The following is a 20558-nucleotide window of genomic DNA, read 5'->3' as shown; positions in this document are numbered from 1 at the left end:
AGGAAAGGCTGAAACCATTTCTTTACAAGCCTGTTTAAACGCCCTCAAATAGCTCATGATGACGGGTCACTGTCATCCCCTGCGTTGACGGATCTCAAAGAGGTAATGCTTAAGATGAAAAGCCTGGAACGGCAGATAGACCTTCCCCAAATGTTGTTCACTCTGATATTCATTTTGCTGTTGATTGCCGCCTGCTTATGGGTGGTGCAACCTTTTATCCTCGGCTTCGCCTGGGCCAGCATGGTAGTGATTGCGACCTGGCCGTTGATGCTGAGAATTCAGCGACTGCTCTGGGGCCGGCGTTCTCTGGCCGTCATTGTGATGACCATTCTGCTTCTGTTGCTGTTTATTATTCCGGTTGCCCTGCTGGTGAACAGCCTGATTGATAACAGTGCTCCGGTAATTGCCTGGGCGACGCAGGGCCATATGCTGCCGACGCTGAGCTGGCTGAATGACATTCCTGTGGTCGGGGAAAAACTGTATGCCAGCTACCAGAAACTGGTGGCCGGCGGGGGTGCGGCCATCATGGCCAAGCTTCAGCCTTACGTCGGTCGTACAACAGGCTTCTTTGTTGCGCAGGCCGGACACTTTGGCCGGTTTATGATTCATCTGGCCGTGATGCTGCTGTTTAGCGTGCTGCTCTACTGGCGCGGTGAACAGGCGGCGCTGGGAATTCGCCATTTCGCTGTGCGCATGGCGGGCCGTCGCGGTGATGCCGCCGTTTTGCTGGCCGGGCAAGCCGTACGTGCGGTGGCGCTGGGCGTGGTGGTGACTGCGCTGGTACAGGGCGTGCTGGGCGGTATCGGGCTGGCCATCTCCGGCATTCCTTATGCGACCTTGCTGACCGTCCTGATGATCCTCTGCTGTCTGGTCCAGATTGGTCCCCTGCTGGTGCTGGTGCCCGCCATCGTTTATCTCTACTGGAGCGGCGATACGACCTGGGGCACGGTGCTGCTGGTGTGGAGCTGCGTCGTCGGAACACTGGACAATATTTTGCGTCCCGTGCTGATTCGTATGGGTGCCGACCTGCCGCTGATTCTGATTTTATCCGGTGTCATTGGCGGACTCATCGCGTTTGGCATGATCGGACTGTTTATCGGCCCCGTCGTGCTGGCCGTCTCCTATCGCCTGGTGTCCGTCTGGATGAATGAAGTGCCCAGACCACCGGTCGATCCGCTCAAAGCCCTGGACGAAAAGACGGATCAATAGGCCCTGTTCTGCATTTCATATGATTAGTAGTGGTTAAGTAGGCTGGCTGATTAAGATATCACCAGCCTTTTTTCCATTAGTAGTTTTTAAGATAAAACGCATATTTAGCGCTTTAAGCCCATTTTTCGGCCTGAAATGATTATTTTTCATACATAATAACTCTCCTGAACGCTCTTAATGATGGTAAAAATATTATTTCCTTTAAACTAATAAGAGGATTCTTAAAGACGCCAGCAAGCGGTATGAATAACATATTTAACAAGTTTGAAATCAACTCACTGATTTCTAAACACCCTTATTTCCCCTGAGTAGCGTAAAGAATTGCTGTGTGTAGTCTTTGCCCATCCCCTGTGATGGGCTTTTTTTTTTGCCTGTCGAAAAGGGGTTGCGCCCCTTTTTCACCGGTCAGGTTGTATGAACAGGCCGAAGAGCAACCTCGCCCCTTATACGCTTTCCGCGCAAGTGATATCTCGACAACCGGAGCGGGTCAGCACTGATCAACCCCGTCTGTTTTTCCGCCGGGAATAAAAAAGCCAGCTTGCGCTGGCCTTAAAATAACAGTGTAAACGTCGCGTCAGGCAGACTTATTCAGGGCCGCCAGGCTCAGCCACGTTTCCACGACGGTATCCGGGTTAAGTGACAAACTGTCGATGCCCTGCTCCATCAACCAGGCCGCAAAATCCTGATGATCCGAAGGCCCTTGTCCACAAATACCGACGTATTTACCCTGTTTTTTCGCCGCCTTGATCGCCATGGACAGTAAGGCTTTCACCGCCTCATTGCGTTCATCAAACAGGGCAGACACGACGCCGGAATCACGATCGAGCCCCAGCGCCAGCTGCGTCATGTCGTTCGAGCCAATGGAGAAGCCGTCAAAGTGCTGTAAAAACTGCTCCGCCAGCAGAGCATTTGACGGGATTTCACACATCATAATGACCTTCAGTCCGTTCTCACCCCGCTTCAGGCCCTGGCGACCTAACTCTTCGACCACCGCCTGCGCCTGGTCCACCGTACGTACAAACGGCACCATGATCTCGACATTGGTCAGTCCCATGTCATTTCGCACCCGCTTCACCGCTTCACACTCAAGCGCAAAACAGTCGCGGAAGCTTTCTGACACGTAACGGCCAGCGCCGCGGAAGCCCAGCATGGGGTTCTCTTCTTCCGGTTCGTACCGTTCCCCGCCGACCAGATTGGCGTATTCATTGGTTTTGAAGTCGGACAATCGCACAATCACCCGTTTGGGTGCGAATGCCGCGCCCAGGGTCGCGATACCTTCAGTCAGGCGCGCAATATAGAACTCGACGGGATCGTCAAAGCCTTTCATCAGCTGACGGATGTGTTGCTGCAACGCCGGCGGTTGTTGGTCAAACTCAAGCAGCGCTTTAGGATGCACACCGATCATGCGGTTGATGATGAACTCCAGGCGCGCCAGCCCAACCCCTTCATTGGGTAAGCAGGCAAAATCAAAGGCGCGATCCGGGTTACCCACGTTCATCATCACCTTCAGCGGCAGGTCCGGCATGGTATCGACCTGCGAACTGGTCACGTCAAAATCGAGCAGTTCGTCGTAAACATAGCCGGTATCGCCTTCCGCACAGGACACGGTCACGGTATGACCTTCTTTCAGGCGCTCGGTGGCATCGCCGCACCCGACCACCGCCGGAATTCCCAATTCACGCGCTATAATCGCGGCATGACAGGTACGCCCCCCGCGATTGGTGACAATAGCGGAGGCCTTTTTCATGATCGGTTCCCAGTCAGGATCGGTCATATCGGTCACCAGCACGTCACCTTTTTCGATACGGTTCATTTCGCTGATGTCATGAATCACCTTAACCGGCCCGGCACCAATGCGATGGCCAATTGCACGGCCTTCAATGACCACATTTCCCTGGCCTTGCAGGGTGTAACGCTCCATCACCTGACCATTTGAGCGCACGGTTTCCGGTCGCGCCTGCACGATGAACAGCTTGCCGGTATGCCCGTCTTTTGCCCATTCAATATCCATCGGGCGCTTATAGTGCTGCTCGATCAGTACCGCCTGCTGTGCCAGCGCCTGAACTTCGCTGTCGTTCAGGCAGAAGCGGTCGCGTTCCGTTTCCGGCACATCCTCGATTCGCACCTGCTCGCCGTGCTCACGTGAATCGGCATACACCATCCGCACTTTTTTCGAGCCCATGTTGCGGCGCACGATTGCCGGACGCTTCGCGGCCAGTGTGGGTTTATGCACGTAAAACTCATCCGGGTTGACAGCGCCCTGCACCACCATTTCGCCCAGACCCAGCGCCGCCGTGATAAACACCACCTGATCGAAGCCAGATTCCGTATCAATGGTAAACATCACGCCTGATGCGGCCAGATCGGAACGGACCATACGCTGTATGCCTGCCGACAGGGCAACACCCCGGTGATCGTAGCCCTGATGAACACGGTAAGAGATGGCACGATCGTTAAACAGGGATGCGTAAACATGTTTCACCGCTACCATCACAGCTTCGATGCCCTGCACGTTCAGAAAGGTTTCCTGTTGTCCGGCAAAGGAAGCATCGGGCATATCTTCTGCGGTGGCCGAGGAGCGTACGGCAAAAGAGGCCTCGGCATCGTCTGCTGAGAGCTGTTCGTAGGCCGACAAAATGGCGGCTTCAAGTTCAGGCTGGAAGGGCGTTTCGACGACCCACTGACGAATCTGCTTACCTGCTTTCGCCAGTTGATCAACATCATCAATATTGGTGTCATCCAGCAATGCATAAATACGCTGGTTCAGACCGCTCTGCTCAAGAAACTGATTAAAGGCCCAGGAGGTGGTCGCGAAACCATTGGGTACCGAAACCCCCAGAGAGGACAAATTGGTAATCATCTCACCCAGAGACGCATTTTTGCCTCCTACCCGATCAACATCATGCATGCCAAGCTGGTTGTACCAGAGTACTAACGGCTGTTCGCCTTTATTGGACATTGAACTGATCCTTTATTAATGAATGGGCACATGGAAAATCCTGCTATTAACACAATCAGCCTGGCATAACGTTTTGGCAAACACGATCTGTTGAATCGTTAAAGCAGATTCTGCACGGCAGTTTCAGACTATAACCCGCTTTTTTAAGACGTTGCGCAAAGGATATTTTTTATCACAACCCACTCATTTAAAAGTGTTTTTCATTTCAGTGCCGCCTGAAGCGTCGTTTTTGTTGCGCAACAAGGCGGGTGAAAAAGGCAGCTTCAGGCGCGATTTTCATGGCAAATCTGTGGCGGAGAAAAGGAATATTTTCTGTCGGTTATGCTAAAACTGTACGACAAATGGTTAAGCCAGACTTCACATGCCCCCGCTGGGATTCGCGCGCCTGAACTTAACCCTGCTCCGTCTTTTCACGACTTCCTTGCACGAGGCATGCTCCATGACCACCGACAGAAGCGTTTTTTATATCTCCGACGGCACTGCGATTACCGCCGAAGTGTTAGGCCACGCTGTGCTATCGCAGTTTCCCGTAAACACCAACAGTGTCACCCTGCCGTTCGTTGAGAATGTTCAGCGCGCGCAGGCGGTTAAAGCGCAGATCAATGCCCTTTTTCAGCAAAGCGGCGTGCGTCCACTGGTCTTTTTTTCTATCGTCACGCCGGAAGTGCGCGACATCATTCTGCAAAGTGACGGGTTTTGTCAGGACATTGTTCAGGCGCTGGTCGCTCCGCTTCAGCAGGAGCTTGGTCTCGCACCGGCACCGGTCGCACACCGAACGCACGGACTGGATGCCAGCAATCTGGGTAAATACGATGCGCGTATTGCGGCGATTGATTACACCCTGGCACATGATGACGGCATTTCACTGCGCGGCCTGGAAGACGCGCAGGTCATTCTGTTAGGCGTTTCCCGTTGTGGTAAAACCCCCACCAGCCTCTATCTGGCGATGCAGTTTGGTATTCGTGCTGCGAACTATCCGTTTATTGCCGATGATATGGATAACCTGAAACTGCCGCCCGCTCTGCGCCAGCATCAGCATAAACTGTTTGGTCTGACAATTGACCCGGAACGCCTGGCGGCCATACGTCAGGAACGCGCGGAAAATACCCGCTATGCTTCCCTGCGTCAGTGTCGACTGGAGGTGGGCGAAGTGGAAGCGCTGTTCCGTACCCACCAGATTCGCTATCTCAACAGTACCAACTATTCCGTGGAAGAGATCGCCACCAAGATCCTCGATATTATGGGCCTGACGCGCCGCATGTACTGATCCGCCGCCGGCAGCGCCCTGTAACGTGGCGCTGCCGTAATTTTGCCTGCGATTGTCACGTTGGTGCTTGAATTCACAAGCTAATGGTTTATTGTGACCCTCATCACTTCCCGGTATTCCACCGCTGCGAAGAACACATTTAGAGAACACCATGAATAAAACTGACGAACTGCGCACGGCGCGCATTGGCAGCCTGATCTCTCCTGCCAGTCTGGCAGCTGAATATCCGCTTTCCTCCGCCATGGCCGATAATATCACCGCAGCACGCAAGCGCATTGCGCGCATCCTCACGGGCGACGATCCCCGTCTGCTGGTCGTGATTGGTCCCTGCTCCCTGCATGACCCGGTGGCGGCTTTAGACTATGCCCGGCGTTTAAATGTGCTGCGCGAGCAGTATCAGGACCGGCTGGAAATCGTGATGCGGGCCTATTTTGAAAAGCCACGTACGGTGGTCGGCTGGAAAGGCCTGATCTCCGATCCGGATCTGGACGGTAGCTTTGATGTGAACCGCGGCATCGGCATTGCCCGTAAGCTACTGATTGATATCAACGCCCTCGGCTTACCCACAGCAACGGAATTTCTGGATATGGTGATCGGGCAGTTTATTGCCGATCTGATCAGCTGGGGGGCCATTGGAGCCCGCACCACTGAAAGCCAGATCCATCGTGAAATGGCCTCTGCGCTCTCCTGTCCTGTCGGCTTCAAAAACGGCACCGATGGCAATGTGCGTATTGCTGTGGATGCCATTCGCGCTGCCCGAACCAGGCATATGTTCCTGTCGCCGGATAAACAGGGGCAGATGACCATTTACCAGACCAGCGGCAACCCGCACGGCCATGTGATTTTACGTGGCGGTAAACAGCCCAATTATCATGCCGCCGATGTCGCCGAGGCGACTGCCTGCCTGAATGAATTCGGCTTAGCGCCACAGCTGGTGATTGATTTCAGCCACGGCAACTGCCTGAAACAGCATCGTCGTCAGCGCGACGTTGCTGCTGATGTGGCTGAACAGATCAAAGGAGGTTCACGCGCGGTAGCGGGCGTGATGATCGAAAGTTTTATCGAAGAAGGCAATCAGAAAGTGGTGAGCGGTGAGCCCCTGACGTACGGTCAGTCCATCACCGATCCCTGCCTCAACTGGCAAGACAGCGAAGCTGTACTGGCCCTGTTAGCTGAGGCAGTTTCTCACCGTTTATAACTTAGCTGGAACAACTGACTTCCAGTGATTTGCCCCAGTCCGGCGGCCGTTGACGATACTCAGCGGCCGTCGCGTCACTGAAGGGCTGCTGAAGCGCCTGATGTAAACGGGCCAGCGCCCCGCTCTCACCCTGCTCCGCCGCCTCGATCGCCTGCTGTGCCAGATAATTTCGCAATACCAGCGCCGGATTGGCCGCTTTCATCACCTGCTGGCGCGTCGCATCGCTGACCTGCTCCTGCAACAAACGGGTGCGGTAATCCTGATACCAGCGATCAAAGGCAGCGCGATCGATAAATTCATCCCGTAACGGCGATCGCTGTTCTGACTGCTGCGTTTCACTGAGCAGGCGGAACGTCAACGTATAATCGCGCCGTTCCTGACTCATTAAGCTGAGCAGACCGGTCAGAATCGCGTTATCCCCTGCCTCTTCGGTCAGAAAGCCCAGTTTCGCCCGCATCCGCTGGCCCCAGACGCGCATCAGTTCGTTTTCATAACCGCTCAGCGCCTGCTTTAGCTGCTCGGTACTGAGTAATCCTGACAGGGCATGCGCCAGACGATTAAGATTCCACAGACCGATCATCGGCTGATTCTCGAAGCTGTAGCGCCCCTGATAATCACTGTGATTACAGATAAAGTCCGGCTGGTAGTCATCCAGAAAACCGTAAGGGCCGTAATCCATCGTCAGGCCAAGGATCGACATGTTGTCGGTATTCATCACACCATGCGCAAAGCCCACGCTCTGCCACTGCGCAATCAGGCGTGCTGTGCGCAGGACGATATCGGCGAACCACAGATAATAACGGTCGGCGTCCTCCGCCAGATGCGGCCAGTGATGACGAATGGCATACTCCGCCAGCTGTTTGACCTTGTCAGGCTGCTGGCTGTAAAAGAAGTGTTCGAAATGGCCAAAGCGCAGATGACTCGGCGCGATCCGCATCAGCATTGCACCGCGCTCAGCGGTTTCACGGTAAACCGGCTCATCGCTGATGGCTATCGTTAACGCGCGCGTGGTCGGGATCCCCAGATGGTGCAGCGCCTCCGAGGCCAGAAACTCACGCACCGTCGAGCGCACCACAGCACGACCATCGCCCATGCGAGAATACGGCGTCAGCCCTGCGCCTTTTAAATGCCAGTCGAGACGGCTGCCATCTTGCTGGCGCTGCTCACCCAGCAGAATGCCGCGCCCGTCACCCAGCTGACCTGCCCAGACGCCGAACTGATGGCCACTGTATACCTGCGCCAGCGGTTGCATACCCGGCAACAGTGACGCACCGTACCAGACACCGTGCCCCTGCCCGGTAAACAGATCGCTCTCCAGCGCCATTTCGTGCGCCAGCGGACCGTTGTGATATAACAGTCTGCCACCGGCAAGCGGGGTGGGATGTAAGGCGGTATAAGTACCCGAAAGCTCTCGAAACCAGCTGTTGTCAAAGACCATGTCTACTCCCAAACGACACCGGGTATCGTATGATAAAACCCACAGTGTAGCGTTGATAGCCGGGATTAAACAGGCGACAGTCGTGCAAATATCAGGGAGAGTGCAGGAATTGCTCGGAGTAGATCAAGGACTCAAACGCATCAGATTTCACCACCGGGAACAAGGCACCCTGCAGATGCACATTACTTAGATGGCTAACTTTATCCAGTAAAATTTCGTCATCTACGCCACAAATAATCATCCGATCGCAATGGCTACGGAAATTATCAATGATGCTTTGCATAAATGGTAAAAAAGAAGCACGTTTAGCAAGCGACTGAATAAAGTGTTTATCCAGCCTGATACAGCTAAACAGATTATCGTAAACGGCAGTCGTCGACGATTTCCCCGCGCCAAAATGCGACAGAGACAATTTAAACTCACCATATAACGCCGCGAGAAGCGGATTATTTTTTCCCAAATGGAGCGAGAGAAACGTTTCGCTGATATCCAACCTTAAAAAGGGCAGTTGTTTTATTTTACGCGTCAGAAACTCACTTTCGAGCAGGGTGCTTGCCATGCCCTCGTCTGTGGGCATAAAGGCCAGCAGGTTGTGCGTTTCGAAAAAGGTCTGATGCTTTTCCAGTAACGAAACCTGCCGCTGCAGCAGGCGCAGGCGCTGTGTCTCATCAAGCTGCGGCAACAGAACATCCTGCGGCAACGTGATAGGCGCACTTTCGTGGACGAACTGGGTAGCCAGCTCAATAGCGGTTAAGTGCCCTTCCTGGGAACAGGCGGCATAAAACCAAATTTCCGACTCATAGTCGGCCGACAGATGAATTTTCATTTTACAGCCAGTATATGTGGCGATAGTGCATCGTATATGATTAAAAACTTACTGGCAATAGTAGCAAAGGACTGATGAGATAGATATTTTTAGGCCATTACTGGCTTTAGTTTTAAGAAAATAAACTTTAAGCCAAATAATTTTTGGGACAATTCTGTAAAGTATGAAAAAGATTCCCGCTCCCAATGTTATAAATAAAATGAGTTGGTTAAAGCCAAATTAGGAATATTTTTTAGATCCGGTCATTTTCTGAATTAATCCGCACTAACCGGGCGGGCTTAGGTTGACAAATTATATGCGTCGCGCCTGCCAAAACACTTTCCGCCAGTAGACATTATCCAGCGAGGACCGAATGACGCCCTGACTGGTTGAAGCATGGATGAAGGCGTTATCCGTGTCGTAAATGCCCACATGTAAGCCATTTTCGCCACTGCCGGTCCTGAAGAACACCAGGTCGCCGGGCAGAAGGTCCTCTTTGCTGATGCGCGTGCCGATATCACTCTGGGCGGCGGTACTGCGTGGGAGCTGCAAATCAAACTTATCCCGAAATGTCAGATAGACAAAACCCGAGCAGTCAACGCCCTTGCGGCTCATGCCACCATAGCGATACGGTGTTCCCCGCCAGCTCCCCAGTTGATCGTTGAGCTGCGCGATAACGGTAATGGAGTCAGAGAGGCGACCATTGACGGGCGGTGCACGATGGCTACAGCCCACCAACAGTAACACCACGAACAGCAACCCCATGCGCATCACAGCTCATCCTTAATCAGTTATAACGGGGTAAATGTAGCGGCAAAGCCCGCTGCGTGGCAAGTCTCAGGGTAAAACCGTTAGCAGCGGACGGCCTTCCAGGGTGAGTTGTCGGAAAGGGATACCGTAGAGTGGCGTGAGCTGTTCCGGACGCAGGATTTCACAGGGTTTGCCCTGTGCCACAACAGCGCCCTGATGCAACAGCCAGACCCGATCGGCATGCCACAGGCTGTGGTTAAGGTCATGGCTGCTGGCAATCACACAAACCCCTGCACGACAGAGTTCCTGAATCAGATTATCGACAGCGTGTTGCTGCGCCACATCCAGCGCCGTCATGGGTTCGTCAAGAATCAGCAGTTTACCGTCCGCATTAATCTGCGGATCGATTTGTGCCATGACCGCACAAAGCCGGACGCGCTGCCATTCGCCCCCGGAAAGCTGATTCAGCGGTCGGGAGAGTTTTTCTGTCAACTGCAGCCGGGCGAGTAAGCTCATTAACCGCGCATCATTGTGTGGTCCTGAAGACGCCAGATGCAGACGAAGATAGTGATAAACCGGCATCATGCCGGGTGGCAGCTGCTGTTGAGGCAGCCAGCCGCGCACCCGGGCCAGCGCCGGTCCGGGCCAGTCAGCCAGCGCTTTATCCTGTAAAGTCATCTGACCGGTTATCGGCTCCAGACCGGCCAGCGCGGACAACAAGGTGCTTTTGCCCGCGCCATTCGGCCCCACCAGATGGATCAGATGCCCGGCATGAAGCGCACCGCTCACCGGTTGCAGCCGTCCGGCAACGGCAGCCGCTTGCAGGCTGAGTAACACCTACTTAGCCAGCGCGACCTTAATCGTTTCCAGAATAATCGGGTCTTCTGGCGACATATCGGGTGAGAAACGCTGGATCACGCTGCCGTCACGCCCAATCAGGAATTTTTCAAAATTCCACAAAATATCCCCTGGCGCTTTTGGTGCCCGGCCTTTACTGACCATACGCTCATAAAAGCCACTTTCTTCCGGCCGAACGGCATCCGGTTTTGCGGCCACCAGCTGCGCATAAAGCGGATGACGATGTTCACCATTCACCTCACATTTTTCGAACAGAGGAAAGGTCACACCGTAGGTGGTGCTGCAAAACGTCTTGATTTCTTCGCTGGTGCCGGGTTCCTGCTCCAGGAACTGATTGCACGGAAAACCCAGTACACTGAAGCCCTGGTCATGCCAGGCTTCATGGATATTTTCCAGTGCTTCGTATTGCGGCGTTAAACCACATTTCGAGGCCACGTTCACCACCAGCAGGACGTTGCCCTGCCAGGCAGACAGCGTGGTTTTCTCACCATCCAGCGTAACCAGTTCAGTTTGATAAATGCTCATACGGGGTTCCTGTGGTTAAGACTTGTTTGTCAGCCCAGGCTGACGTGTCGATTTGACTAACAGAACGATAAACAATGGCGCACCCAGCGTGGCCGTGACCACGCCAACAGGCAACTCAGCCGAGGCCAGTGCCAGACGGGCAATAATATCTGCCCCCAGCAGTACGCTGGCCCCTGCCAGCGCGGAGGCCGGCAGCAACGCACGATGATCGTGCAATCCCACCAGGCGTAACAGATGAGGAATGACCAGCCCGACAAATCCTATCGCCCCGGCCAGCGCAACGCTTACCCCGACCAGCCAGCCCATGGCCAGCACCAGCAGATTACGCCAGCAGACCAGAGACAGTCCTAACTGGCGCGCGGAGGTCTCACCGAGGGCCAACAGATTGAGCGCGCGGGCCGCCGTCATGCTGGCCAGAATCACCGGCAATAACGCCAGCATCATCCAGCCATAACGCCAGTCGATGCCGCTGAATCCGCCCATCATCCAGTACATCAGTTGGCGCAAATCGAGACTGCTGCTGAAATACACCGCCCAGGTCATCATCGCGCTGCAAATCATGCCCAACGCTACGCCGGTGAGCAACAAACGGCTGACGGATAAATGGCGGTGGGCAAAGTGCAGCAGAATCAGCGTAATCACCAACGCGCCCGCTATCGCCGAAAGCGAGAGGCTCCATAATGCGCCGCCGCTGAACAGCACGCCCGCCACCAGGCCAATGCCTGCCCCGCTGGACACCCCCAGCAGGCCGGGCTCGGCCAGCGGATTGGTAAACAGCGCCTGCATCATCACCCCGCTCAACGCCAGCGCCGCCCCCACCAGCATCACCGCGACGGTACGGGGTAAACGTAACTGGCCGACAAACAGCCTGCCGCTCTCACTCCACCAGGCGGCAGGCCCTATCCAGCGCTCGCCTGCACACAGGCTGACCGTAAAAAGCGCCAGTAGCAGCAGACTCAGGCCCACCAGCCATTTTTGATTTTGCCGTGTGCTGTGCCGTGCAAGTTGTTCAAGCTGGGACATAAGCGGAATTGATCTGGGTAACAGGGAATTGATTGTAAAAGGATTGCGAAAAAAAGAAATGAAAAAGGCCGCTTGCGCGGCCTTTTTAAAACACTGGGATCAGTCACTGTCTTTGGGTGTGGCGTTCTCAACGCGACTTTTAAGCTTCTGCCCTGGACGGAAGGTGACTACGCGACGTGCAGTAATCGGAATATCCTCTCCCGTTTTTGGGTTTCTGCCCGGACGTTGGTTTTTGTCACGCAGATCAAAATTACCAAACCCCGACAGTTTAACCTGTTCTCCATTTTCCAAAGCGCGGCGAACCTCTTCGAAAAACAGCTCCACTAACTCTTTTGCATCACGTTTGCTCAGCCCGAGTTTCTCAAACAGGTATTCTGACATCTCAGCTTTTGTAAGCGCCATAGGTTCAATCCCTCAAGGTTGCCTGGAATCGCTCTTTTAATGCCGCAACGCATTTGGCAACCGTCGCGGCAATCTCCTCTTCTTCGAGTGTCCGGCTGGTATCCTGCAAAATCAGGCTGATTGCGAGGCTCTTATAGCCCTCGGAAACACCCTTACCTCGGTACACGTCAAACAAGTTTACGCCAACTACCTGATTTACGCCAACTTTCTTACACTCTGCGATGATATCTGCTGCGGGCACGTTTTCCGCCACAACAACGGCGATATCTCGGCGGTTTGCCGGGAAGCGCGAAATCTCTTGCGCATCAGGCAGGACGCGGTCTGCGACCTTATTCCAAAGCAGTTCAAAGACTAAGGTGCGACCGTTGAGATCCAGCTTACGTTCAAGTTCGGGATGAACCACTCCGATAAATCCGATTCGTTCATCATGCAAATAAATTGCCGCACTTTGTCCCGGATGTAACGCCGGATTCGCTTCTGCACGGAAAGTGATGGCGTCGAGCTTACCGGTTAAATCCAGTAATGACTCTAAATCGCCTTTCAAATCATAGAAGTCAACCGCCTGGCGCGCCAGATCCCAGTGCTCTTCGAAGCGATTGCCACTCAGTACGCCGGCCAGCATCAAATCCTGACGGATACCTAAATCTGCCTGTGTATCAGGCACAAAACGCAGGCCGCTCTCAAACAGGCGCACGCGGCTCTGCTGACGATTCTGGTTATAGACCACGGCGCTCAGCAAACCGGTCCACAGCGACAGACGCATGGTGGACATATCGCTGGAAATCGGGCTTGGCAGCAGCAATGCCTCTTCGCCGGGATGCAGCAACTGCTGGACTTTTGGATCCACGAAGCTGTAGGTAATGGCCTCCTGATAGCCTTTATCCACCAGCAGCATCTTCGCGCGTTTCAGCGACAGGTTGGCTTCACGGTGCTTCGTCATTACCAGCCCGGCCTGCACCGGCACGTTCGGGATATTGTTGTAACCGTAGATGCGCGCAATCTCTTCCACCAGGTCTTCTTCGATAGCCATATCGAAGCGCCAGGTCGGTGCGACCGCCTGCCATTCCTGATTGCCTACGTTCACCTGACAACCGAGGCGGGTCAGAATGTCGGTCACCTGGGCATCGCTGACCACATGACCGATTAAGCGATCCAGCTTCTCACGACGTAAGGTGATGGTGGCAGGCACCGGCAACGCGGCCTCTACCGTCTGATCGATAACCGGACCGGCTTCGCCGCCACAGATGCTCAGCAGCAGCTGCGTCGCCCGCGCCATCGCCTTGTGCTGCAGCGCCGAATCCACACCACGCTCGTAACGATGTGAAGCATCCGTATGCAAACCATGACGACGCGCCCGGCCGGTAATCGCCAGCGGCTCAAACCAGGCGCATTCCAGTAAAATATTTTGCGTTTCGGTGTTTACGCCGGAATGCTCACCGCCAAAAATGCCGCCCATCGCCAGCGCTTTCTGGTGGTCAGCAATGACCAGCGTATCGCTGCTGAGTCTGGCTTCTGTACCGTCCAGCAGCGTGAGTGCTTCGCCCTCTTCTGCCATGCGCACCACGATCCCGCCGTCAAGACGATCCAGATCGAAGGCATGCATCGGCTGACCCAGCTCCAGCAGCACGTAGTTGGTGATATCCACGACCGGATCGATAGAGCGAATACCGCAGCGGCGCAGTTTCTCTCTCATCCACAGCGGCGTTGCTGCGGCAACGTTCACGCCTTTGACCACCCGGCCTAAATAGCGAGGACAGGCATTGGTCGCGTCAACGCGAATCGGGAAGGTATCGGGAATCGTGGCAGTGACCGGCTCGATGGCGGGCGTATTCAGCGGCAGGCCGTTCAGGACCGCAACATCCCGAGCGATGCCCATGATGCCCAGACAGTCAGCGCGGTTAGGCGTCACGCTGATTTCGATGGTGTTGTCATCTAACTGCAGATAGTCACGGATATCGGTGCCCACAGGCGCATCGGCAGGCAGTTCAATAATGCCATTGTGATCATCGGAAATACCCAGCTCCGAGAACGAGCACAGCATGCCTTCCGAGGGTTCACCGCGCAGCTTTGCGGCTTTGATTTTGAAATCGCCCGGCAGAACGGCACCCACGGTGGCGACGGCCACTTTCAGGCCCTGACGACAGTTCGGCGCACCGCACACGATATCCAGCAGACGATCGCCCCCGGTGTTGATTTTGGTCACGCGCAGCTTGTCGGCATTCGGGTGCTGACTGCACTCTACGACCTCACCGACCACCACGCCATGAAACGCGCCAGCCACTGGCTCAACGCCATCCACTTCCAGACCCGCCATGGTGATTTGTTCTGACAGCGCTGCGCTGTCAAGGGCTGGATTTACCCATTCGCGTAACCAGAGTTCACTGAATTTCATTGGATAACCTGCCCTTACTTAAATTGTTTGAGGAAACGTAAATCATTTTCGAAGAATGCGCGTAAATCGGTCACGCCGTAACGCAGCATGGTCAGACGCTCCATGCCCATACCAAAGGCGAAGCCCGAGTAGACTTCCGGATCGATACCGACGTTGCGCAGCACGTTAGGATGCACCATGCCGCAGCCCAGCACTTCCAGCCACTTGCCGTTTTTCCCCATCACATCCACTTCCGCAGACGGTTCGGTGAACGGGAAGTAAGACGGACGGAAACGGATCTGCAAATCTTCCTCAAAGAAGTTGTTCAGGAAATCGTGCAGCGTGCCTTTCAGGTTGGTGAAGTTGATGTTCTTATCGACGATCAGGCCTTCCATCTGGTGGAACATCGGCGTGTGCGTCTGATCGTAGTCGTTACGGTACACGCGGCCCGGGGCGATAATGCGCAGCGGCGGCTGCTGGTTTTTCATCGTGCGGATCTGTACGCCGGATGTCTGCGTACGCAGCAGGCGAGTGGCATCGAACCAGAAGGTGTCGTGATCGGCACGTGCCGGGTGATGGCCGGGGATATTCAGCGCGTCAAAGTTATGGTAATCGTCTTCAATTTCCGGGCCGGTCACCACCGCAAATCCCAGTTCACCAAAGAAGGTTTCAATGCGATCGATAGTCCGGGTAACCGGATGCAGCCCACCGTTTTCGATACGGCGTCCCGGCAGCGAGACATCGATGGTTTCCGCCGCCAGACGGGCGTTGAGCGCCGCCGACTCCATCGCTTCTTTGCGGGCATTCAGACGATCTGTCACCTGCTGTTTGGCTTCGTTAATCACGGCACCGGCTGCTGGACGCTCTTCTGCTGGCAGCTCACGCAACGTGGTCATCTGCAAAGTCAGATGCCCTTTTTTCCCCAGATATTCGACGCGCACCGCGTCAAGGGCGGCGATATCGGTCGCCCCGTCGATGGCCGCCGTGGCGTTCGCCACCAGTTCTGCTAGTTGGGACATGTTTTCCTCTTTTTCCAGTCAGGCTGGTTAGTACTTGTTGGGACCTGCCGGTCCAATATGCCAGCGCCAAAAATAAAAAAGCCTCCACGTGGGAGGCTTTCAGCGCGATTTTTCGTTTCTTTTCTTATGCGCAAAAGCCCCTGATTGTCAGGCGCTAAAGTAAAAAAAGAAACGGAAAATAGCAGCATTCATGCTTGCGTTACCTTGTCGTGATACTCAACGGCACTATTGAAAAGCGCAGAGGCGAAAAAGTCAATCTTTTGCTCAGGTTACAGGTAATAAAAAAGGGAGCAAGCTCCCTTTTTCAACTGACTTACGCCAGAGCTGATTTCGCTTTTTCTACCAGTGCAGTGAATGCCACTTTGTCGAATACAGCGATGTCGGCCAGGATTTTACGGTCAATTTCAATGGCTGCTTTTTTCAGACCATTGATGAAACGGCTGTAAGACATACCGTTCTGACGCGCCGCTGCGTTGATACGCGCGATCCACAGCTGACGGAACTGACGCTTACGTTGACGACGGTCGCGGTAAGCATACTGACCAGCTTTGATAACAGCCTGGAAGGCAACGCGGTAAACACGTGAACGTGCACCGTAGTAACCTTTAGCTTGTTTTAAGATTTTTTTGTGACGTGCGCGAGCAACTACACCACGTTTTACACGAGCCATTTAGCTCTCCTGTTTAATATTCTGAATTAATTAAAAAAATTTACTTATGCGTACGGCAGGCAGGCAACAACCAGACCCAGATCGCCTTTAGACACCATGCCTTTCGGACGCAGGTGACGTTTACGCTTGGTAGATTTCTTAGTCAGAATATGACGCAGGTTCGCGTGTTTACGCTTGAAGCCGCCAGAAGCGGTCTTCTTGAAGCGCTTAGCCGCGCCACGTACAGTTTTAATCTTTGGCATTTTAAAAAATATCCACTTCGCATTGTTGATAACATGACCCAGACAGGCGAACAACAAACCGCACAACGCGAGCGCTGCGCGGTCATTGCTACTTGAATGCCTACTGTTTCTTCTTAGGTGCGAGCACCATGATCATCTGGCGGCCTTCGATCTTCGAAGGGAAGGATTCGACAATAGCCAAATCCAGATCATCACACAGGTCTTTACGGACGCGGTTAAGCACTTCCATACCGATCTGCTGGTGCGCCATCTCACGACCGCGGAAACGCAGCGTGATTTTGGCTTTATCGCCTTCTTCCAGAAAGCGAATCAGGTTGCGTAGTTTGACCTGATAGTCGCCATCGTCGGTTCCAGGACGGAATTTAATTTCCTTAACCTGAATAACTTTTTGCTTCTTCTTCTGTTCCTTAGAAGATTTGCTTTTTTCATAGAGGAACTTGCCGTAATCCATAATGCGGCAAACCGGCGGTTCGGCGTTCGGGCTGATTTCAACTAAATCTACACCCGCTTCCTCAGCTTTTTCCAAAGCTTCGCGTAGACTGACAATACCAAGTTGCTCGCCTTCAACGCCTGTTAAGCGCACTTCTGTTGCGCGAATTTCACTGTTGATGCGATTCGGACGCGTAGGTTGTACTCGTTTTCCGCCTTTAATACCTTATTCCTCCAATTGGTGAAGATTGCGGCTGCGAATCTCTTGCTGCAGCTTCTCAACAAACACATCGACATCCATCGACCCAAGGTCTTTACCACGGCGGGTGCGAACGGCCACTTTGCCAGCTTCCACCTCTTTATCACCACAGACCAACATATAAGGGACGCGACGTAATGTGTGCTCGCGGATTTTAAAGCCTATCTTCTCGTTTCTCAAGTCCGCTTTCACACGAATGCCAGCATTCTGCAATTTACGTGTCAAAGTCTCAACATATTCTGCCTGACCGTCGGTAATATTCATGACGACAGCCTGCACTGGTGCCAGCCAGCTAGGGAAGAAACCGGCAAACTCTTCGGTCAAAATACCGATAAAGCGTTCCATCGACCCCAGAATCGCACGGTGAATCATCACGGGCGTCTGACGATCGTTGTTTTCACCCACGTAAGTGGCATCCAGACGTTTAGGCAGGGAAAAGTCTAGCTGAACTGTTCCGCACTGCCAGGCACGGTCAAGGCAATCGTATAGAGTAAATTCAATTTTCGGGCCGTAGAAGGCGCCCTCACCCGGCTGGTATTCAAACGCAATGTTGTTTTCATTGAGCGCCGCAGCCAGATCCTCTTCTGCACGATCCCAGGTTTCATCAGAACCGATGCGTTTTTCAGGACGGGTAGACAGTTTCACCACGATCTTTTCAAAGCCAAAGGTGCTGTACATGTCGTAAACCATGCGGATACAGCTGTTCACTTCGGCGCGCAGTTGATCTTCCGTACAGAAAATATGGGCATCATCCTGAGTAAAGCCACGAACGCGCATCAGACCATGTAACGCACCTGAGGGTTCATTACGGTGGCAGCTCCCGAATTCGGCCATACGCAGTGGCAAATCGCGATAGGATTTCAGCCCCTGATTAAAGATTTGCACATGACCCGGGCAGTTCATTGGCTTGATGCAGTACTCACGGTTCTCCGAAGAGGTCGTAAACATCGCATCTTTGTAGTTTTCCCAGTGACCGGTTTTTTCCCACAGCACGCGGTCCATCATGAACGGACCTTTTACTTCCTGGTACTGGTACTCTTTCAGCTTACTGCGGACGAACACTTCCAGTTCACGGAAAATTGTCCAGCCGTCATTATGCCAGAAAACCATACCCGGCGCTTCTTCCTGCATATGGTAGAGGTCGAGCTGTTTACCGATCTTACGGTGGTCGCGCTTCGCCGCTTCTTCCAGACGCTGCAGATAGGCAGACAGCTGCTTTTTATCGGCCCAGGCGGTGCCGTAGATGCGCTGCAACATTTTGTTGTCGCTGTCGCCACGCCAGTAGGCGCCTGAAATTTTCTGCAGTTTGAAATGGTGACAAAAACGCATATTCGGTACGTGCGGACCGCGGCACATATCGACGTATTCTTCATGATGATACAGCCCAGGGCGATCATCATGGCTGATATTCTCGTCCAGGATGGTGGTCTTATAGACTTCACCCCGCGCCGCGAAGACATCGCGCGCTTCCTGCCAGCTGACCTTCTTCTTCACGACATCGTAGTTGGTCTCAGCCAACTGATGCATGCGTTTTTCCAGCAGCTCAATATCTTCCTGGGTCAGCGTGCGATCGATGTCGACATCATAGTAGAAACCGTTGTCGATAACCGGACCAATAGCCATTTTCGTGTCGGGCCACAGCTGCTTAATGGCATGGCCTAACAGGTGCGCGCAAGAGTGACGGATGATTTCAAGACCCGCTTCGTCTTTTGCAGTAATAATGGCGACAGACGCGTCGTCGGTGATGGGATCAACCGCATCGACCAGTTCACCGTTCACTCGTCCGGCGATACAGGCTTTGGCCAGACCGGGGCCGATATCAAGCGCGATGTCCATCACGCTGACAGGGCGATCATAAGTGCGCTGGCTGCCATCAGGAAGCGTAATTACAGGCATAGAATGTCCTTAGTTGCAGTGGTAAGCCACACGAAAGCCTACATACAAAATTGAGTAGTTTGATTCACCTGGCGTGAAATCAGACCCACATTGTCGGAATGTCGCCAGGAAGTTGATGCGGCACGAATAATAGCAGTTTTCAGACGTGAGCAAAACCCATGCCTTTCCGCTAACTCTCAGACAGATCAAAAAAAAGCGGCCAGGCCCCAGGCCAGACCGCTTCTCCGTCAGACAGAGTTAACGCGGATTACATCGCGTACGTCAGCATGACCGTGGTTTTGGTATCCGTATGGTCGGGCGCAGACTCAGGTGGATTGTTGTTCCAGGTGACGTTATACGCCAGTTTCAGGGCGAAATGGTCGTTAATCGCTACCTGTAAGCCCGTTTCAGAGTTCACTGTCGTATCGTCACCCAGTGAGCTCAGCACGGAAACACCCTGAATGAATTTGGTGGTATCTGTCAGCTGCCACTGGTAGCTCACCGCACCGTAAGCCAGCGCCTGCGTTTTATGGCCACCTTCGCGGTAATCGTCGTAACGGACACCAGGACCGAATTCCGCACGCAGTGAATGCACCGGGCCATTCAGGATCTGACGACCATAACCGGCGGTCAGGACATCGCGTCCGTCATAACCATTGTAACGGTCACTTAACCAGCTTGCCTGACCAAACAGGTAGTCATAGGCGCTCATGTTGTAACGCGAACGCGCACCTACGTTATAGGTTTCGGACGAGCGCTCATCGTTTGCAGAGGTATTCGCGGCATTGCCCCACAAGCTGTAGGCCATTGATTCTGTATACCAGGTCATGTTGGTCTGTGCGGTCAACGATGAGCTGGTGGTGTTACCGGTTTGCGCCAGGTAACCTGCAGAGGCCGATCCTTCAAAAGGCTTTTTCGCCGTTGAAGGGTCATCCATCGCGGTGAAGACCGCGTTATCGGCCAGCGCCTGGTGACAAAACGCTCCGGCAGAGAGCAATAGAACAGCAGACAGCTTGTTAAAGGCGTTCATTAAGTGTGATCCGTGCAACAGTTTTGAAAACGAAGATTCTGAAGGGTTTCCCGGTGCGATCAATCCCCTTTACCGTAACTTTTGTAAAGAGATATGAATTCGCTCAGAACATCATGCATTAGCGTAACGTCCCGTATTTGCTGGACGTTAACCTGAGTTCGGCGCGCATTATAGAGTTGTTTTTGCCAAATAACATCTGTTCGTTTACATGATTTACATACGTTCGGGT

The 20558-nt window shown here is 53.6% G+C and carries 19 protein-coding genes, 1 other RNA gene and 1 other annotated feature; of the genes, 4 read left to right on the top strand and 16 right to left on the bottom strand.

Going from position 1 to position 20558, the window contains the following annotated elements; all coding sequences use genetic code 11:
• Positions 1 to 114 precede the first annotated feature (114 nt).
• Both ydiK and rprA read left to right on the top strand, forming a co-directional pair.
• A complete protein-coding gene (ydiK, locus tag G5574_RS00715; RefSeq protein ID WP_006118968.1) occupies positions 115 to 1209 on the top strand; it encodes an AI-2E family transporter YdiK in 1095 nt (364 codons plus the stop codon).
• 259 nt (positions 1210 to 1468) lie between these two features.
• Positions 1469 to 1578, top strand: an RNA gene (gene rprA, locus G5574_RS00710) — antisense sRNA RprA.
• A 205-nt stretch (positions 1579 to 1783) separates the two neighbouring features.
• Here the strand turns inward: rprA and ppsA are convergent.
• Positions 1784 to 4168, bottom strand: coding sequence for a phosphoenolpyruvate synthase (gene ppsA, locus G5574_RS00705; protein ID WP_033741141.1), 2385 nt, complete (start codon positions 4166 to 4168; stop codon positions 1784 to 1786).
• Between the two features lie 439 nt (positions 4169 to 4607).
• On the opposite strand from ppsA, the gene ppsR reads away from it, so the two are divergent.
• A complete protein-coding gene (gene ppsR / locus G5574_RS00700) occupies positions 4608 to 5435 on the top strand; it encodes a posphoenolpyruvate synthetase regulatory kinase/phosphorylase PpsR (RefSeq protein ID WP_006118966.1) in 828 nt (275 codons plus the stop codon).
• 151 nt (positions 5436 to 5586) lie between these two features.
• The gene (locus tag G5574_RS00695) at positions 5587 to 6633 is read left to right on the top strand and encodes a 3-deoxy-7-phosphoheptulonate synthase (RefSeq protein ID WP_164481862.1); all 1047 of its coding nucleotides are present in this window, start codon (positions 5587 to 5589) and stop codon (positions 6631 to 6633) included.
• A gap of 1 nt (position 6634) precedes the next feature.
• On the opposite strand, the gene G5574_RS00690 is transcribed toward G5574_RS00695, so the two are convergent.
• From G5574_RS00690 to G5574_RS00620, 15 genes are all read right to left on the bottom strand, one after another.
• A complete protein-coding gene (locus tag G5574_RS00690; protein ID WP_164481861.1) occupies positions 6635 to 8071 on the bottom strand; it encodes a protein adenylyltransferase SelO in 1437 nt (478 codons plus the stop codon).
• Between the two features lie 91 nt (positions 8072 to 8162).
• Positions 8163 to 8897 (bottom strand): EAL domain-containing protein, encoded by a 735-nt coding sequence (locus G5574_RS00685; RefSeq protein WP_006118964.1) that lies wholly within the window; start codon positions 8895 to 8897, stop codon positions 8163 to 8165.
• Between the two features lie 291 nt (positions 8898 to 9188).
• A complete protein-coding gene (locus G5574_RS00680) occupies positions 9189 to 9647 on the bottom strand; it encodes an NlpC/P60 family protein (protein ID WP_033741136.1) in 459 nt (152 codons plus the stop codon).
• Positions 9648 to 9713: 66 nt separating this feature from the next.
• A complete protein-coding gene (gene btuD / locus G5574_RS00675) occupies positions 9714 to 10463 on the bottom strand; it encodes a vitamin B12 ABC transporter ATP-binding protein BtuD (RefSeq protein ID WP_033741133.1) in 750 nt (249 codons plus the stop codon).
• Positions 10464 to 11009 (bottom strand): glutathione peroxidase, encoded by a 546-nt coding sequence (locus G5574_RS00670; RefSeq protein WP_039340642.1) that lies wholly within the window; start codon positions 11007 to 11009, stop codon positions 10464 to 10466. It abuts the gene before it with no gap.
• 15 nt (positions 11010 to 11024) lie between these two features.
• Positions 11025 to 12032, bottom strand: a complete 1008-nt coding sequence (gene btuC / locus G5574_RS00665) for a vitamin B12 ABC transporter permease BtuC (protein WP_164481860.1) — start codon at positions 12030 to 12032, stop codon at positions 11025 to 11027.
• Between the two features lie 99 nt (positions 12033 to 12131).
• Positions 12132 to 12434 (bottom strand): integration host factor subunit alpha, encoded by a 303-nt coding sequence (ihfA, locus tag G5574_RS00660; protein WP_006118960.1) that lies wholly within the window; start codon positions 12432 to 12434, stop codon positions 12132 to 12134.
• 4 nt (positions 12435 to 12438) lie between these two features.
• A complete protein-coding gene (pheT, locus tag G5574_RS00655; protein ID WP_164481859.1) occupies positions 12439 to 14826 on the bottom strand; it encodes a phenylalanine--tRNA ligase subunit beta in 2388 nt (795 codons plus the stop codon).
• A 14-nt stretch (positions 14827 to 14840) separates the two neighbouring features.
• Complete coding sequence (pheS, locus tag G5574_RS00650) at positions 14841 to 15824, bottom strand: phenylalanine--tRNA ligase subunit alpha (RefSeq protein WP_033741123.1); 984 nt, start codon at positions 15822 to 15824, stop codon at positions 14841 to 14843.
• A gap of 71 nt (positions 15825 to 15895) precedes the next feature.
• Positions 15896 to 16021, bottom strand: a sequence feature (Phe leader region).
• Positions 15972 to 16016 (bottom strand): pheST operon leader peptide PheM, encoded by a 45-nt coding sequence (pheM, locus tag G5574_RS00645; RefSeq protein ID WP_106120997.1) that lies wholly within the window; start codon positions 16014 to 16016, stop codon positions 15972 to 15974. It overlaps the preceding feature by 45 nt.
• A gap of 116 nt (positions 16022 to 16137) precedes the next feature.
• Positions 16138 to 16494, bottom strand: coding sequence for a 50S ribosomal protein L20 (gene rplT, locus G5574_RS00640; protein ID WP_006118956.1), 357 nt, complete (start codon positions 16492 to 16494; stop codon positions 16138 to 16140).
• A gap of 44 nt (positions 16495 to 16538) precedes the next feature.
• A complete protein-coding gene (gene rpmI, locus G5574_RS00635) occupies positions 16539 to 16736 on the bottom strand; it encodes a 50S ribosomal protein L35 (protein WP_006118955.1) in 198 nt (65 codons plus the stop codon).
• A 100-nt stretch (positions 16737 to 16836) separates the two neighbouring features.
• On the bottom strand, positions 16837 to 17388 hold the full coding sequence (gene infC, locus G5574_RS00630) for a translation initiation factor IF-3 (protein ID WP_006118954.1): 552 nt from the start codon (positions 17386 to 17388) through the stop codon (positions 16837 to 16839).
• A gap of 3 nt (positions 17389 to 17391) precedes the next feature.
• Complete coding sequence (gene thrS / locus G5574_RS00625) at positions 17392 to 19320, bottom strand: threonine--tRNA ligase (RefSeq protein ID WP_006118953.1); 1929 nt, start codon at positions 19318 to 19320, stop codon at positions 17392 to 17394.
• Positions 19321 to 19567: 247 nt separating this feature from the next.
• A complete protein-coding gene (locus tag G5574_RS00620) occupies positions 19568 to 20329 on the bottom strand; it encodes a DUF481 domain-containing protein (protein ID WP_006118952.1) in 762 nt (253 codons plus the stop codon).
• Positions 20330 to 20558: the final 229 nt, after the last annotated feature.

Origin of the sequence: Pantoea stewartii, from assembly GCF_011044475.1 — a bacterium.
Classification (GTDB): Bacteria; Pseudomonadota; Gammaproteobacteria; order Enterobacterales; family Enterobacteriaceae; genus Pantoea; species Pantoea stewartii.
The sequence above is the reverse complement of the archived record's forward strand: the minus strand, read 5'-3'. Positions and strand labels throughout refer to the sequence as shown.